The sequence below is a fragment of the Rhizobium sp. A22-96 genome (assembly GCF_053521805.1).
This window is the reverse complement of sequence record NZ_JBNWDQ010000001.1, coordinates 359,469-375,180: the sequence shown is the minus strand read 5'-3', so window position 1 is coordinate 375,180 and position 15,712 is coordinate 359,469. Positions and strand designations below refer to the sequence as shown.

The window sequence follows — 15,712 nt, the reverse complement described above, 5'->3', positions numbered from 1 at the left end:
TCCCGAGGATGTTTAAGCATCGAACCAGACGCGGCTGCCGATATAGCCATTGGACATATCATTGCCAATGTCGTCGACATATCCTTTCAGCGTCTTCGAGGCGGCCATGATGTAATCGTTAAAGACGGGCAGGATCAGACCGCCATCGTCTCGCACCGTCAGCGCCAGTTGCCGATAAAGCGCCTTGCGCTTGGTGTCATCGAGCTCGGATCTTGCCTGCAGCACCATCTTATCGAAGTCGGGGCGCTTGAAACGCGTGTCGTTCCACTCCGCGGTCGAGAGATAGGAGGTGGAATAGCGCGAATCCTGGGTCGGGCGGCCACCCCAGAAAGAGGCGCAGAAAGGCTGCTTGTTCCAGACGTTGGTCCAGTAGCCGTCTTCCGGTTCGCGCTTTACATCAAGTGTGATGCCGGCCTTGCGCGCACTCTCCTGGAACAGGATCGCCGCATCCACGGCGCCCGGAAAGGCTGCGTCTGACGTGAGCAGCTGAACCGGGCGATCGAGGCCCGACTTCTTGAAATGAAAGGCGGCCTTGTCGGGATCATAAGGGCGCTGCTCGATATCCGTCGGCGCAAGCGCATAGTTGGCATTGACCGGATAGTCATTGCCGATCGTTCCGTAGCCGCCCAGCACCTTGTCGAGGATCGACTGTCGGTCGATGGCATATTTCAGCGCGAGCCGAAGATCGGCATTGTCGAAAGGCGCCGTGTCGCAATGCATCAGGAAACAGTAGAAGCCCTTGCCGGCGTTGCGGACGATATCGACTTTCGGCGCCCGCTTGAGCATCGGGACCGTCTTCGGATCGACATTGTTGACGAAGTGAACCTGACCAGAGGCAAGCGCTGCAATGCGGGCGGTGTTGTCATTGATGACGAGTATTTCCACGCTGTCGACAAAACCGCGATCCGAGCGCCAATCCTTGGGGTTCTTCTCGAAGGTGGCGCGGACGCCGGGTTCAAAGCTTTTCAGGATGTAGGGACCGGTGCCGATAGCGGCCGCCGGCTTCTCGACGCCACCCTTCGGCTGGATGATCAGGTGGTAGTCGGTCAGAAGCAGAGGCAGGTCCGCATTGCCTTCCGAGAGCGTCAGGACGAGATCGCCCGCCTTTTCCTCGATGCCGGTGATCGAGGCCATCAGTCCGAGAGCGCCTGATTGCGAATTCTTGTCCGCATGCCGCTTCAGCGTGGCGATGATGTCGGCGACGGTCATCTTGCTGCCGTCATGAAACTGCACGTCGTTCCGGATCTTGAAGGTCCAGACGGATGCGTCGGCCGATGGCGTCCATGAAGTCGCCAATGACGGCAAAGGCGCGCCGGTCTTGGGATCGGATTCGACAAGCGTATCGCCCCAGAGGCGGCCAATGACGAACAATACGGATGCGCTGTAAGTTGCCGGATCGAGTGCATCGCTAGTGGCACCGCCCTTGAGGCCGAGCTTCAGATGGCCACCATGCTTCGTCTCCTGAGCGCGAGCGTCACGCGGCATCAGGAGGCTCGAGGCGAGGCCCGGCAAGGCACCGAGGGCGACGGCACCGCCGAGAAAGCGGCGGCGTCCGATTTTCAGATCCGAAAGTTGATCCTTTTGAGGCATCATTGCAGTTCCCTTTTTCAATTTTGTTAGGAGGGAACGTAGAGGCCGGTCTTGTTCAAGCAATTTCGCGACTTGACGCAGTTTTAAGCGAGTTTACGCTGGGATGGTTAAGACGGAGCTAGTGATGCCTCACCTGGTAGAGAACCTGAAGAGTGCCTGTGCCACGCAGCGCTCCATTTCGCATGTTTGCCGTGCAATTGATATCAACCGGCAGCAATTCAACCGATACATCAATGGCGAAACGAGACCGTCTGCCCATAACCTGGCCAGGATTGCCAACTATTTCGATCTCGATTCAGCGGATTTTCTGCTCGCACCCAAACTTTTTCGCGAGCGGCTTCGAGGACCTTCCGTCGGACCCCATGAAGGTTCCGAGCTTTTCAAGGCGTTTCCGGGAAATCTCGCGGCTCTCAGACGCCATCTCGGCTATTTCCAGACCTATCATCGTTCCCCATCCTGGCCGGGGATGGTCGTGTGTTCCTGCAGTCGCCTTAGCGAGCAGGGCGGCTTGGTGCGTGTCAAGTCCATGGAGCGTCTCCGGGATCTTGGAAATGGCATCCAGCAGTTTTCGAAATATGTGGGTTTAGCGGCGTTTTACAGGAACCGGATCTTCATTACGGAGCGTGTCATCGGTCCGAATTCCATGTTGTCGCAGACGATCCTCCTGCCGTTCGACGAGCACCAGCGGGTCTATTTGCGCGGAACGACCATGGGTGTCTCATGGCGAAAGGAAAATCTCCCCTATGCTTCGCGGATGATCTGGCGGCATGTCGGCGCCGAGCCCGATTTGCGTGAACTTCTATCGCGATGCGGACCACTGCCGCTATCGTCACGCAAACTGCCACCCACGGTGCGCTCGTTCCTCACGGACCCATCCGCCGAAGTCTATGCTGTGCCGGCAGAGTATTGATGCTGCCGGTTGCCGAACCGGCCTGCGATCCAGGGTGGAATTTGAGACCCAATAGCATGCTATTTTAGTATCACAGATTGCGTGGTGGGGTGTTTGCCATCGCAATGCCCTGAGAGACCTATGACTTGGTGTTTCGATTCTCCGTCGGTGAAAATTCTTAAAACAGAAGAATAAGCCAGGTCTTTACGCAATATATTAATGATCACTTTATAAGAATACTATCTATCATATCGTTCGGCGGCGCATGCTTTGACATTTGGGGTGCCTAGATGCTTTTCTCCACGAGAGCGGATGTAGATTCCAGCCGGCCTACTTATCTTGACGATCTGCTTCGCCAGGAAGCGAAGATCAATCTGGATCGCGCCGCAGACATTCCCGACGCTGTTTCAGTCAACCGAGCCTTGAATTTCATAAAGCACTGGTGGGGTGAAACCGGAGAGGAGATGGATGTCAACGTATTCTATCGCCACCGCACCCTTGAAGCACTCGGCTTTGCAATTTCCCACCACGAAAACCTGTCGGCCTCACCGAAAATCATTGAGCTGCGGAGCGGGCAAAATGATGTGGCGCCTTTGCTGGTATTCGCCGGGGGAGCAAGCTGCTTTCTGGAAATGCAGCAGCTCATCAAGGAAATCAGCTTCCCGGGGCCGATCCTCGGCGTCGCCCTGACGGCCTTCAACCGCGGTCGTCAATACCCGGCAACCGTGCAAGATGAGGTTGAAAGCACGCTGAAAGCGTTACAGGCGACGGGGATCGAGGGACCCTATCGATTGCTCGGTTATTCTTTCGGCGGTGTTTTTGCTCTGGAACTGGCGCGCGCGCTGCGGGCGCAGGGGCAGGAGATCGCGTTCCTCGGGATGCTCGATACCCCGTTTGGCGAGCAGGAGTGGCCGCTGACGACCTGGGCCAAGTTCATGTGGCAACGCTGGCGAAGAGCGCGCAACAGAAAGAAGAACCTTAAAAAATCAGGTCCTCCGGCAGGCGACCAAACACAGGCCAGGCCGAGCTTGCCGGCTATCGGGCGAGGAGAATACCTGGCAAGAAAGCTGAAACCCCTCTCTTTCCGCTATGCCGATCCACGTACCGCCTATTATCCCGAGCTGGCACCACAATGGATGGGGGATTATCCCCCACTTTACGACGCCGCTGCCAGACAGCTTCTCCGGATGAAAGGTGTCTACAAGCCAAGCCGTTATGACGGGGAGCTCACCTTCTATCGCAGTCTTCAAGGCTCTCCGGTCGATTGCGATCCGAAGTCCATATGGGGACGCTTTCTTGTCCATGCGGACTGGATAGACGTTCCAGGCAATCACCAGAGCATGATTGTCGGGCGCAATGCCAGCACGCTAGGCCGTAAGCTCGGCAACCGCCTTATGCGTTGACCTTCAGTTTCCCGCACTCTCCATCTTCCGCGTCGTCAACACGCGCTCCAGCCAGCCGATTTCCATTTCCGGAACCGACTTCAACAGCAGATCCGTATAGTCATCGAACGGCGGCGACAGCGCTTGCGATTTCGGACCGAAGCGCACGAGCTTACCGCGATGCATGACAGCAACGCTATCGGCGATGGCACGGACGATGGCGATGTCGTGGGTGATGAAGATATAGGAGAGATGCGTCTCCTCCTGCAGCTTCAGCAGCAGCTTCAAGATACCCTCGGCAACCAGCGGATCGAGCGCCGAGGTCGGCTCGTCGCAAAGGATGAGCTCCGGCTTGGCGGCGAGGGCGCGGGCGATTGCGACACGCTGCTTCTGGCCGCCGGAAAGCTCGGCCGGATAGCGGTCGATGAAGCCGTTGCCCATCTCGATCTGGTCGAGCAGTTCCTTCACGCGTGCCGTCTTCGCCGAGCCACGCAAGCCGTCATAGAAAGTCAGCGGCCGACCGATGATATCGCGCACGGTCTGGCGGGGGTTCATGGCGGTATCGGCCATCTGGTAGATCAGCTGTATCCGCCGCAATTCCTCGCGCGAGCGGTTCTTCAGGGCCGGTGTCAGTGGTTTGCCGTCGAAGGAAATCTGACCGTCGCTTGGCGGCAGCAGGCCCGTGATGACGCGGGCAAGCGTCGATTTTCCCGAACCGGATTCACCGACGACGGCCAGCGTCTGCCCCTTAGGGACGTGTAGAGAAACGTCGTGTAATACCTTGAAACCGTTTGAGTATTGCGCACTGATATTTTCGACTCTCAGAATGGATCCAGATTGATCGGCAGCCTCGTCTCGCGCCGCCTGGCGAACATTGACGAGCGCGCGAGTGTAGTCCTGGCGTGGCTCTTCGATGATCTGTTGCACGCTGCCATATTCCACCGTCTTGCCGTATCGCAGCACCATGATGTCGTCGGAGATCTGGGCGACGACCGCAAGGTCATGAGTGATGTAGAGCGCTGCCGTGTGCGTCTCCTCGATCGCGTGCTTGATGGCTGCCAGCACGTCGATCTGCGTGGTGACGTCAAGTGCGGTCGTCGGCTCGTCGAAGACGATCAGTTCGGGATTGGAGCAGAGCGCCATGGCGGTCATGGCACGCTGGAGCTGGCCGCCGGAGACCTGATGCGGATAGCGCTCGCCGAAGGTTTCCGGGTTGGGCAGACCTAGCACCTGGAAAAGATAGAGCGCTCGCTTCTTGGCTTCCTCCTTCGTCATCAGACGGTGCTTGACGGTCGCTTCGATCACCTGATCGCCGAGCCGGTGCGCCGGATTGAACGCGGCCGCCGCCGATTGGGCGACATAGCAGACGCGGGCGCCGCGGATCTTGCGGATGCCGGATTTGCCGAGCGGCAGGATATCCACCCCATCGAGCAGCACCTGGCCGCCGGTGATCTCGGCGCCGCCACGACCATAGGCGAGGGCGGAAAGGCCGATAGTCGACTTGCCGGCGCCGGATTCGCCAATCAGGCCGAGCACCTTGCCCTTCTGGAGATCGAAGGACACGCCGTCGACGATGGTGACGCGTTTCGGTGGTTCGCCCGGCGGATAGCTGGTTGCCTCGATCTTGAGATCGCGAACGGAAAGAAGCTCAGGCATCGCCACGCCCTCCCTTGAGGCTGGAGGTGCGCTTCAAGAGCCAGTCGACCACCAGATTGACACAGACAGCGAGCGCCGCGATGGCGGAACCCGGCACGAGAGCGGCGGAGATGCCGAAGATGATGCCATCCTTGTTGTCCTTGACCATGCCGCCCCAATCTGCCGAAGGCGGCTGGATGCCGAGGCCGAGGAAGGACAAGGTGGACAGGAACAGGATCGAGAAGGCAAAGCGCAGTCCGAATTCCGCCAGCAGCGGCGACAGCGTATTCGGCAGGATCTCGCGAAAGATGATCCAGATCTTGCCTTCACCGCGCAGCTTGGCCGCTTCCACGAACTCCATGACCGCGACATCGAGCGCCACGGCCCGACCGAGGCGATAGACGCGGGTGGAATCGAGGATGGCCATGACGAGGATCAGCACGATAAGGTTCTGCGGCAGCACGGCCAGCACCACCAGCGCGAAGATCAGCGTCGGGATCGACATCATCAGGTCGTTGAACCGCGAAAAGACCGTGTCGATCAATCCACGCGAGACGGCAGCGGTGAAGCTCAGGATGATACCGAGCGAGAAGGAGATGATCGTTGCCGCCAGCGCCACGAACAGCGTCGTGCGGGTGCCATAGATCAGACGCGACAGGATATCGCGGCCGAGATTATCGAGACCGAAGAAGTATTGCGCGTCGGCAGGCTGCCAGACGTTGCCGACGACTTCAGTTTCGCCATAGGGGGCGATCCAGGGTGCGAAGATCGCACAGATGAAGGCGATCAGGATACCGATGATGCCTATCCAGGCGGTAATGGGGATATCTCTCAATCTCATCGTGGATGCCTCAGACGGGGGTTGGCAACGATGGCGAGAATATCGGCCGTCATGTTGAGGAAGATGTAGACGGCGGCGAAGATCAGCCCGCATGCCTGGACGACGGGCATGTCGCGCACCGTCACGGCATCGACCATATACTGGCCCATACCGGGATAGACGAAGACCACTTCGACGACCACGACGCCGACGATGAGATAGGCAAGGTTCAGCGCGATGACGTTGATGATCGGCGCCAGTGCATTGGGCGCGGCGTGCTTGACGATGGCGCGGAAGGCGGACAGCCCCTTGAGCTCCGCCGTTTCCATATAGGCCGACGACATGACGGAGAGGATGGCTGCGCGGGTCATGCGCATCATGTGCGCGAGCACGACCAGCACCAGCGTTGCCGTGGGCAGCGCGATCGCCTGCAACCGATCGATGAAGCTCATGCCGTCATAGACGGTTGCCGGAAAGGTCGCGATGCCGAATTTGACCGAGAAGAACATGATCAGCAAGTAGCCGATGAAGAATTCCGGCAGCGAGATTGCCGCCAGCGAGATGACGTTGATGATCTTGTCGGGCATGCGGTTCCTGAAATGAACAGCCAGCATGCCCAGGCCGACGGCGAGCGGCACCGAAATCAGCGCGGCGAAACCGGCCAGGAACAGAGAGTTGCCAAGCCGCTTGCCGATCTGTTCGCTCACCGAGTTCTTGCTGGCCCAGGAGGTGCCGAAATCGCCCTGCACGGCATTGCCGAGCCATTCCACGTAACGGGTGACAACGGGCCGGTTGAGGCCGAGGTCGGCGCGAATATTGGCAACTGCCTGCGGCGTCGCCGACTGGCCGAGATAGGTGGTGGCGAAATCGCCCGGCAGGGCTTCGAGCCCGCCGAAGATTAGGATGGAGACCGCAAACAGCAGGACGATGCTGAGCAGGCAGCGCTCGATGATCAGGGACAGCAGCGGAAAACGCTGCTTGAACCTCAGCCCGGGCAGAACGGTTCCGGGGGGTGAATTGGACATGGCCGATGCCTCGCGCTCTTGTTGCTTTACGCAATTCCGGACGGAAAACCGCTGCGCACTTTTCCGGGAGTTGCTCTAAACGTCGGGAGGACCGCGAAGAGTCTCCGCGGTCCCGGCTTCGTCAGAGATGAGGGCGTTGCCGCCCAGCTTCCGGCATTATGCGTCAAGCCAGACGCGAGTCGCCACGTAGCCGTTCGACATGTCGTTGCCGATATCGTGGACGTAGCCCTTCACCTTCTTGGTGGAGGCGTTCACGAAATCGTTGAACATCGGCAGGATAACGCCGCCTTCGTCGCGCACCATCATTGCCATGGCGCGGTAAAGCTCCTTGCGCTTGGCCTCGTCCAGTTCGGAGCGGGCCTGAAGCAGGAGCTTGTCGAAGTCGGGGCGCTTGAAGCGCGTGTCGTTCCAGTCCGCCGTCGACAGATAGGCGGTGGAGTACATCTGGTCCTGCGTGGGACGACCGCCCCAGTAGGAGGTGGAGAAGGGCTGCACGTTCCAGACGTTGGTCCAGTAGCCATCGCCCGGCTCGCGCTTGACCTCGATGTTGATCCCGGCCTTCTTGCAGCTTTCCTGATAGAGGACAGCCGCGTCGACGGCGCCGGGGAAGGCGACTTCGGAGGTGCGCAGCAGCACCGAACCGCTATGACCGGATTTCTTGTAATGGAAGGCGGCCTTGTCCGGATCATAGGCACGCTGCTCGATCCCCTCGGGGAAGAGAGCATAGGTGCTGTTGATCGGGAAGTCGTTGCCGACCTTACCATAACCGCCGAGGATCTTCTTGACCATGGTTTCGCGGTCCATGGCATATTTTAACGCCATGCGCAGGTCGTTGTTGTCGAACGGCGCTGTGTTGCAATGCATGATAAAGACGTAATGGCCACGGCCGGCCGTGGACAGGATGTCGACGGTCGGTGCGCGCTTCAGAAGATCGACGGTCTTCGGATCGACGCGGTTGATGTAGTGCACCTGGCCGGACGAGAGAGCAGCGATACGCGCCGTCGCATCGTTCATCGTGATGATTTCGACGCTGTCGACAAAGCCGCGATCCGTGCGCCAGTCGTCCTTGTTGCGCTCGAGCGTGGCGCGCACGCCGGGCTCGAAGCTGACCATCTTGTAGGGACCTGTGCCGATCGAGGCCAAGGGGTCGTCATAACCGCCATTCGGCTGAATGACGAGATGGTAGTCAGTCAGCAGCAACGGCATGTCGGCGTTGCCTTCTGTCAGCGTCAACACGAGGTTGTCGCCGTCAGCCTTGATCTCCTTGATCGACTTCACGACGCCGAGCGCGCCGGATTCCGATTTCGCATCGGTGTGGCGCTTGAGCGTGGCGACGACGTCGTCGATTGTCAGATCCTTGCCATTGTGGAACTTGACGCCCTTGCGGATCTTGAAGGTCCAGGTGGCTGCGTCCTTCGACGGTTCCCAGGATTCGGCAAGCGACGGGACGGCGGCGCCGGTCAGCGGGTGGGATTCCACCAGCATGTCACCCCAGCAGCGGCCGATGCAGAACATGACCTGAGACAGAAATTTCGCCGGGTCCTTGGAATCGGTTGCCGCACCGCCTTCGAGGCCGAGCTTCAGATGGCCGCCGCGCTTCGGTTCGGCTGCCATTGCACTTTCGGTAAAGAGTTTGTCGGCGAGCGTCAAAGTGACGCCGGCTGCCATGGCGCGTCCCATGAATTCGCGGCGGCTGAGCCCGCCCGCGGTGACGCGGCTTGCCAGATACTTCGTATAGTCGTTCATTCCCCTGTTCCTTCTTCTTGCCATGTTGACAGAATTCCCGGGCAGCGTGCCTCACGAAACGGTTTCCTCTTCCGTGTGAAGCCGATTTGCCCGCGATCATGCGGGAAGATGTAGCGATTGCCGCCGCCGTTATTTTCCTTTCCAGACTGGGGGCCGCTTTTCGGCGAAAGCCCGTGCGCCTTCCAATTGATCCTCGCTCGAATAGAGGATGTCGACGGTCGAAAACTGCCGTTTGGTGATCTTGTTCATGGCAGTCTGAAACGTCGTTCCCTCAGCTTCGCGAACGATTTCCTTGATGGCCGCATAGACGAGCGGTGGCCCGCTTGCGAGCAGCCGTGCAAGTTCCCATGCCCTATCCATCAGCTTGTCGGCCAGGACGATCTCGTTGACGAAACCCCAGCGATGCGCCTCTTCGACATTGAGCCAGCGGCCCGTCAAGAGCATGTCCATGGCGATATGATAGGGGATGCGCTTTGGCAATTTGATCGAGGCCGCATCGGCAACGGTGCCCGAACGGATCTCGGGCAATGCGAAGGTCGCATGGGGGGCAGCGATGATGAGATCAGCCGAAAGCGCAATCTCCAGTCCACCGCCGCAACAGATGCCGTTGACGGCGCAGATAACCGGCTTGTTGAGGTCGCGCAACTCCTGCAGGCCGCCGAAGCCGCCGACGCCGTAATCGCCGTCAACCGCGTCGCCGGCGGCGGCTGCCTTCAAATCCCAGCCTGCGGAAAAGAACTTCTCGCCGGTGCCGGTGATAATGGCGACGCGCAGATCCGGATTGTCGCGGAAGTCACGAAAGATCAGCCCCATCTTGCGGCTGGTCGCCAAGTCTATGGCATTGGCCTTCGGCCTGTCGATGACGACTTCGAGAATACCGTTCTCGCTTCGGGTGCGAATGGGGTCTTGCAACTTCTGCTACCTCCTTCGCCGGATGAGAGCATCCGCAGCTACGACGCCACGAGATTCTGGTAGAACCATCAATGGATTAATGTCCAGTTCTTCAAGCCGTGCGGCATTCTTTACGACATATTCTGCCGCTGATACGACGGCGTCGGCAACCATTTCGATATTGGTGCCCGCGCCGCCGCGATAGCCTTCGATCAATTTCCGGACCTTCAGCCGGGAAATCCGGTCCAACACCTCGGCTTTCGTCACGGGGAGCGGCAAAACGATGGAATCTTCGAGCAATTCCACGAGGATCCCGCCTGCGCCGACCGTGAGTGTCAGGCCGACGACGGGATCACGAACCGCTCCGACGATCAGCTCCGCGAGTGGGCGCTCGATCATGCGTTCGACGAGAAATCCATGCGCGACACGAGCCATGCCTTCGGCGGCATCTATAACGGCATTTCTATCCCATAGGTTGAGCTTGACGGCGCCCACCTCGGACTTGTGTTCGACGCCGAGCGCCTTGAGAGCGACAGGGAAACCGAGCTGCTCCGCGCAGTCGGCCGCCTCGCTCGCCGTTGCGGCGGTTTTTCCATGCGGAACTATAAGTCCAACAGCCGCAAGCTCGGCCTTGGCCGCAGCCTCACTCAGGGTCTCCATTTCGCCCGCTTCACTCGGGGTACTAAGGAGCGGCAATGGTTGCGGTCTCTTCCAGGCATCGGCGATTCCGCTGGCGATATCAGCCGCCGCCAGTGCCTCGCTGATGCCGCAGAGCGGCACGATGCCGGTTTCGATCAATTGCTGCGCGATTGCCTCCGGCATGTTTTCGGGCAGTGTCGCTAGAATACCGGCACGCGCGCCGGTTTGCTTGGCCGCTGCGGCAACCGCTGCAACGGTGATCATCCAGTCGGCCCCGTCGCATCGATCTTCGCGCGGGAAGTCGAGCACGAGTAGATTGAGGGCATAGCCGCCGGCGAACATCGCACTGAAAGCCTCTGTCTGCCGCGCCAGATCGCCCCAGACGAAGGTGTGATAGTCGAGTGGGTTCGAAAGCGTCACCATCTGGCCGAGGCTTGCGCGGAGCGCAGGCAGCTGTTCGGCCTTCAGGGCGCGGAACTCGATATTGAGACCGACCGCCGCATCGGCCATCAGCGAGGCCTCGCCGCCAGAACAGCTCATCGAGGAAATGGCATTACTCTCAAGCGGGCCTGCGACATGCAGCAGTTTCAGTGTTTCGATCAGCTCCGGCAGCGTCGTGACGCGGCCGATACCGAGGCGATGCAGAACGGCCTCTGCCACAGCGTCACTGCCGGCAAGCGATGCCGTATGCGAGATTGCCGCGTGTTGGGCCTGTTCGGACTTGCCGACCTTCAGCGCGATCACCGGCTTTTTCAGCTCGCGAGCGCGGGCAGCCAGAGCCTCAAGAGATCTTATATCGCCAAATCCCTCGATATGCAGGCCGACCGCCATCACGCGAGGATCTTCGAGAACCGCCCGTGCGAGATCCGAAAGACCAATCTGCGCCTGATTACCCGCCGTCATCAGATAGCTGATAGGCAGGCCACGTTTCTGCATGCTGAGATTGATTGCGATGTTGGAGGATTGGGTGAGGATCGCGACGCCGCGCTCGGTGCGCACTATACCGTGCTGATCGGGCCAGAGCAGGGCGCCATCAAGGCCGTTGATCATGCCGTAGCAGTTGGGGCCGACGATGGGCATATCGCCGGCGGCTTCGACGAGAGCCTGCTGCAGCTCGGCGCCGTCCGCCAGCTCCGAAACCGCCTCGCTGAACCCGGAGGCATAGCAGACAGCGCCACCGGCGCCTTTGGCGGAGAGTTCACGAACGATCTGCACCGTGAGTGTCCTGTTGACGCCGACGAAGGCTGCGTCCGGCGCATCCGGCAGCTCTGCCACTGAGCGATAGCATCGGCGGTCGAGCACACTTTCCTGCGTCGGATGCACCGGCCAGATCTCACCGGCGAATCCCATGAGATCGCATTGCTCGATGACCCGTCGTGCCTCGCGGCCGCCGAAGACGGCGATCGTTCTGGGTCTGATGAGGCGGTCGAGCGGGCGTTGCATCATGTCGTCATGCTCCGAATGGCCGAAGCAGGTCACGGCTTATGATATGCCGCTGGATTTCCGAGGTGCCGTCCCAGATGCGCTCGACGCGGGCATCGCGCCAGAAGCGGGCAAGCGGCAGGTCGTCCATCAACCCCATGCCGCCAAAGATCTGGATGGCTTCGTCGGTAACCCGGGCAAGCATTTCCGAGGCGTAGAGCTTGGCCGATGCGATCTCGCGATTGGCCGGGATGCCGGCATCGAGCTTCCAGGCAGCCGATAGCGTCAGCAGGTCAGCCGCATCGATCTCGGTGATCATGTCGGCAAGCTTGAACGACACGCCCTGATTGGCGCCGATCGGCTTGCCGAATTGCTTGCGCTCGGCAGCATAGGGCAGGGCAAGATCGAAAACACGACGAGCCCGCCCGACGCAGGTCGCGGCGACTGTCAGCCGCGTGCCGTAGAGCCAGTCATTGGCAAGATCGAAACCGCGATGCACCTCGCCGAGCACCTGCGATTTCGGCAGGCGGCAATCGGTAAAGTTCAGGATGCAATTGTGATAGCCGCGATGCGAGAGTGAATCGTAGCCCTTCAGAATTTCGAAGCCCGCAGTGCCGCGATCGACCAGGAAGGCGGTGATCTTCTTCTTGACGCCTTTAGCAGTCTCCTCTTCGCCGGTCGCCGCAAAGACGATGACGAAATCGGCGACGTCGGCATGGGAGATGAAATGCTTGGTGCCGTTGAGCACGAAATCATCGCCATCCTGCCTTGCTGCGCATTTCATGCCGCGCATGTCGGAGCCGGCGTCCGGCTCTGTAATGGCGAGTGCGTCGACGCGTTCACCACGCACGGCCGGCAGGAGATAACGCTCGCGCTGTTCGCCTTCGCAGGCCATCAGAATGCCTGAGGGGCGGCCGAAGAAGACCGTCAGCGCCATCGAGCCGCGGCCGAGTTCACGCTCGACCAGCGTGAAGGTCAGATGATCGAGGCCGGCGCCTCCGATTTCCTCGGGAAAACCGCAGGCATAAAAGCCGAGTTCGATGCACTTGCGTTTGATGTCTTGCCCTAGATCGGGCGGCACGATGCCGGTGCGCTCGACCTCGTTTTCGTGCGGATAGATCTCCGTCTCCACGAAGTCCCGGACCGTCTTGACGATCATTTCCTGTTCTTCGCTGAGTCCGAAATTCACGATCGCTTCCTCCTAGCGTTTTTGTCCCACATAGCGGCCGGCTCCCTCCGGCATTGGCAAGTCCGTATGCGCAGCGGCGATCGGCCTTAATTTCGCCAGCACCTCCTCCGGTGCTGCAACGGCCTTGCCTGCTTTCGCGTCGACGTGCAGCAGCATCTGTTCGGCGGTGGCGATCAGATCGCCGCTCGCGGTGTCGTATAGTGTATGGAACACATGGAGCCGCTTTTCATCGGAGCCGAGGATCTGCGCCGTCGAGTGGATGGCCTGCCCGAGCTTGGCTTCGCCGATGTGGCGGATATGCGTCTCCACCGTATAGTAGCTGTGGCCGCGCGCGACATAGGCGAGATCGACGCCGATCAGGCGCAAAAGCGCATCCGAGGTATCGCCGAAGACCTGCAGATAGCGGTGCTCGGTCATGTGGCCGTTGTAGTCGACCCAGGCCGGGCTGACCTTGGTGTCGATCAGGCGCAGCGGCTTCGAGACGTCGAAACCCTGCTTCTCGCCGCCACCAGCAGCCCAAAGATGCTGCTCGAAATCCTTCAGCAGCTTGCCGGCGCCCCAGCCCTTGCCGCCATGGCTGGCCTTTAGGCTTTGGAAGATGCCGACGAGGTTTTCGTCGCGGATGCGCTCAAGTTCGCGGATCGACAGCCCATCGGCTTGTTCGTCGGATTGCTGGCCGATCTTCTCGACGAGTGCGTCGTCGAGATCGACGACATCCATCAGCTTCGTCCAGTTCCACTGCAATGCCGGGCCGAACTGCGCCAGGAAGTGGCGCATGCCGGCTTCGCCGCCGGCGATGCGATAGGTCTGGAACAGACCCATCTGCGCCCAGCGCAAGCCGAAGGAATAGCGGATGACATCGTCAAGCGTCTCGACGGTGCAGATGTCGTCCTTGATCAGCCAAAGCGCCTCGCGCCAGAGCGCTTCCAGCAGGCGGTCGCCGACGAAAGCCTCGATTTCCTTGGCGATATGCACGCCCTTCATGCCGATTGGTGGCAGCCTGTCCATGGCGGCCTGGATCGTCGCGGCACTGGTCTTTTCGCCGCCGACGATTTCCACGAGCGGCAGCAGATAGACCGGATTGTAGGGGTGGGCGACAAACAGGCGCTCCGGGTGGCGCATGTCGCGCTGCAAATCGGTCGGCAGAAGCCCCGATGTGGAGGAACCGATCAAGGCATCGGGCTTTGCGGCAGAATCGATCTGCGTCAGCACGTTGCGCTTGAGATCCAGTCGCTCAGGCACGCTTTCCTGGATCCAGTCGGCGCCGGCGACGGCCGCCTCCAGCGTATCCCGGAATGTCAGCTTGCCGCGCGGCGGAAGCGGCGCGCCGGTCAGCATCGCATAGGCTTTTTCGGCGTTGGCAAGCACTTCACCGACGATGCGGGTTGCCTCCGGATGCGGGTCGTAGACATCGACGTCGATGCCTGCCAAGAGGAAACGGGCGATCCATCCGCCGCCTATAACGCCGCCGCCGATGCAGGCCGCCTTGTTGATCTTGGTCATCGGGGCCTCAGCGCTTCGTCAATTTCAGTTTCTTGCGGACATCTTCGGGGCCGATGATGCGCGCGCCCATACCTTCGACCACCTGCACGGCCTTTTCGACGAGCTGCGCGTTGGTCGCGAGCGCACCCTTTCCGGCATAGAGATTGTCTTCCAGCCCGACGCGGACATTGCCGCCGGCCAGGATCGCGGCAGCCGGATAGGCCATGGCGTTGCGGCCGATGGAAAAGGCCGAGAAGGTCCAGCTTTTGGGAACATTATTGACCATCGCCATGAAGGTGTTCAGGTCGTCGGGCGCCCCCCAGGGGATGCCCATGCAGAGCTGGATGAGAACCGGATCCTCAATGAGACCCTCCTCGGCAAGCTGCTTGGCGAACCAGAGATGCCCAGTGTCGAAAGCCTCGATCTCCGGGCGCACGCCGAGATCGGTCATCTTTTTCGCCATGGCCCTCAGCATCGAGGGTGTATTGGTCATGACATAATCGCCGAGGCTGAAGTTCATCGTGCCGCAATCGAGCGTGCAGATCTCCGGCAGGCATTCGGCGACGTGGCTCACGCGCTCGGAGGCGCCTGCCATGTCCGTGCCCTTGTCGTTCAGGGGCAATGGGCGTTCGACATCCCCGAAAATCAGGTCGCCGCCCATGCCGGCCGTCAGGTTCAGCACCACATCGACGTCGGCCGAGCGTATGCGGTCGGTGACTTCCCTGTAGAGATCGTTGCGGCGGCTGGCAGCCCCTGTTTCCGGATCGCGGACATGGCAGTGAACGATTGCCGCCCCAGCCTTGGCGGCGTCGATCGCCGAATCCGCGATCTGCTTGGGAGTAATCGGAACATGGCTGGATTTCGAAACCGTATCGCCGGCGCCGGTCACGGCACAGGTGATGAAGACATCGCGGTTCATCGCAAGAGGCATTTTGTTCTCCCTCGTATTGAGGACATTACGAGGCATGCGGCATCTTCATGCTTTGCATTATCGGAAGCAAC

General features: G+C 60.2%; 12 protein-coding genes. 2 read left to right on the top strand and 10 right to left on the bottom strand.

Features of this window, described 5'->3' with window-relative positions; translation table 11 throughout:
* Window positions 1-12 precede the first annotated feature (12 nt).
* Complete coding sequence (locus ACQZ6F_RS01655; protein WP_449095754.1) at window positions 13-1,593, bottom strand: ABC transporter substrate-binding protein; 1,581 nt, start codon at window positions 1,591-1,593, stop codon at window positions 13-15.
* Between the two features lie 121 nt (window positions 1,594-1,714).
* Here ACQZ6F_RS01655 and ACQZ6F_RS01650 point away from each other — a divergent pair, with 121 nt between their 5' ends.
* Together ACQZ6F_RS01650 and ACQZ6F_RS01645 are read left to right on the top strand one after the other, a co-directional pair.
* Complete coding sequence (locus tag ACQZ6F_RS01650) at window positions 1,715-2,500, top strand: helix-turn-helix domain-containing protein (protein ID WP_449095753.1); 786 nt, start codon at window positions 1,715-1,717, stop codon at window positions 2,498-2,500.
* 269 nt (window positions 2,501-2,769) lie between these two features.
* Window positions 2,770-3,882: a thioesterase domain-containing protein gene (locus ACQZ6F_RS01645; RefSeq protein ID WP_449095752.1), complete on the top strand. Its 1,113-nt coding sequence runs from the start codon at window positions 2,770-2,772 to the stop codon at window positions 3,880-3,882.
* A gap of 3 nt (window positions 3,883-3,885) precedes the next feature.
* Here the strand turns inward: ACQZ6F_RS01645 and ACQZ6F_RS01640 are convergent, their stop codons facing one another.
* The 9 genes from ACQZ6F_RS01640 to ACQZ6F_RS01600 form a co-directional block, all read right to left on the bottom strand.
* Window positions 3,886-5,517 carry an ABC transporter ATP-binding protein gene (locus ACQZ6F_RS01640; protein WP_449095751.1) on the bottom strand — a complete coding sequence of 544 codons (1,632 nt, stop codon included), beginning with the start codon at window positions 5,515-5,517 and terminating at the stop codon, window positions 3,886-3,888.
* Window positions 5,510-6,337, bottom strand: coding sequence for an ABC transporter permease (locus ACQZ6F_RS01635; protein WP_449095750.1), 828 nt, complete (start codon window positions 6,335-6,337; stop codon window positions 5,510-5,512). The genes ACQZ6F_RS01640 and ACQZ6F_RS01635 overlap by 8 nt, the downstream gene beginning before the upstream one ends.
* Complete coding sequence (locus ACQZ6F_RS01630) at window positions 6,334-7,341, bottom strand: ABC transporter permease (protein WP_449095749.1); 1,008 nt, start codon at window positions 7,339-7,341, stop codon at window positions 6,334-6,336. Before ACQZ6F_RS01630 ends, ACQZ6F_RS01635 begins: the two co-directional genes overlap by 4 nt.
* 156 nt (window positions 7,342-7,497) lie before the next feature.
* Window positions 7,498-9,087 (bottom strand): ABC transporter substrate-binding protein, encoded by a 1,590-nt coding sequence (locus ACQZ6F_RS01625; RefSeq protein ID WP_068392737.1) that lies wholly within the window; start codon window positions 9,085-9,087, stop codon window positions 7,498-7,500.
* A 129-nt stretch (window positions 9,088-9,216) separates the two neighbouring features.
* Entirely contained in the window at window positions 9,217-9,999 is a 783-nt protein-coding gene (locus ACQZ6F_RS01620; protein WP_449095748.1) for a carnitinyl-CoA dehydratase, read from the bottom strand.
* A 6-nt stretch (window positions 10,000-10,005) separates the two neighbouring features.
* Window positions 10,006-12,063, bottom strand: coding sequence for an acetate--CoA ligase family protein (locus ACQZ6F_RS01615; protein ID WP_449095747.1), 2,058 nt, complete (start codon window positions 12,061-12,063; stop codon window positions 10,006-10,008).
* Between the two features lie 4 nt (window positions 12,064-12,067).
* Window positions 12,068-13,228 (bottom strand): acyl-CoA dehydrogenase family protein, encoded by a 1,161-nt coding sequence (locus tag ACQZ6F_RS01610; protein WP_449095746.1) that lies wholly within the window; start codon window positions 13,226-13,228, stop codon window positions 12,068-12,070.
* A gap of 12 nt (window positions 13,229-13,240) precedes the next feature.
* Window positions 13,241-14,731, bottom strand: a complete 1,491-nt coding sequence (locus ACQZ6F_RS01605; protein ID WP_449095745.1) for a carnitine 3-dehydrogenase — start codon at window positions 14,729-14,731, stop codon at window positions 13,241-13,243.
* 7 nt (window positions 14,732-14,738) lie between these two features.
* Window positions 14,739-15,641 (bottom strand): beta-keto acid cleavage family enzyme, encoded by a 903-nt coding sequence (locus tag ACQZ6F_RS01600; RefSeq protein WP_267551648.1) that lies wholly within the window; start codon window positions 15,639-15,641, stop codon window positions 14,739-14,741.
* Window positions 15,642-15,712: the final 71 nt, after the last annotated feature.

What these genes read in the sequence shown, in the direction of transcription:
- ACQZ6F_RS01655 (WP_449095754.1), bottom strand. Translation starts at nt 1,593, where the DNA reads ATGATGCCTCAAAAGGATCAACTTTCGGATCTGAAAATCGGACGCCGC.
- ACQZ6F_RS01630 (WP_449095749.1), bottom strand. Translation starts at nt 7,341, where the DNA reads ATGTCCAATTCACCCCCCGGAACCGTTCTGCCCGGGCTGAGGTTCAAG.
- ACQZ6F_RS01640 (WP_449095751.1), bottom strand. Translation starts at nt 5,517, where the DNA reads ATGCCTGAGCTTCTTTCCGTTCGCGATCTCAAGATCGAGGCAACCAGC.
- ACQZ6F_RS01635 (WP_449095750.1), bottom strand. Translation starts at nt 6,337, where the DNA reads ATGAGATTGAGAGATATCCCCATTACCGCCTGGATAGGCATCATCGGT.
- ACQZ6F_RS01625 (WP_068392737.1), bottom strand. Translation starts at nt 9,087, where the DNA reads ATGAACGACTATACGAAGTATCTGGCAAGCCGCGTCACCGCGGGCGGG.
- ACQZ6F_RS01645 (WP_449095752.1), top strand. Translation starts at nt 2,770, where the DNA reads ATGCTTTTCTCCACGAGAGCGGATGTAGATTCCAGCCGGCCTACTTAT.
- ACQZ6F_RS01650 (WP_449095753.1), top strand. Translation starts at nt 1,715, where the DNA reads ATGCCTCACCTGGTAGAGAACCTGAAGAGTGCCTGTGCCACGCAGCGC.
- ACQZ6F_RS01600 (WP_267551648.1), bottom strand. Translation starts at nt 15,641, where the DNA reads ATGCCTCTTGCGATGAACCGCGATGTCTTCATCACCTGTGCCGTGACC.
- ACQZ6F_RS01615 (WP_449095747.1), bottom strand. Translation starts at nt 12,063, where the DNA reads ATGATGCAACGCCCGCTCGACCGCCTCATCAGACCCAGAACGATCGCC.
- ACQZ6F_RS01605 (WP_449095745.1), bottom strand. Translation starts at nt 14,731, where the DNA reads ATGACCAAGATCAACAAGGCGGCCTGCATCGGCGGCGGCGTTATAGGC.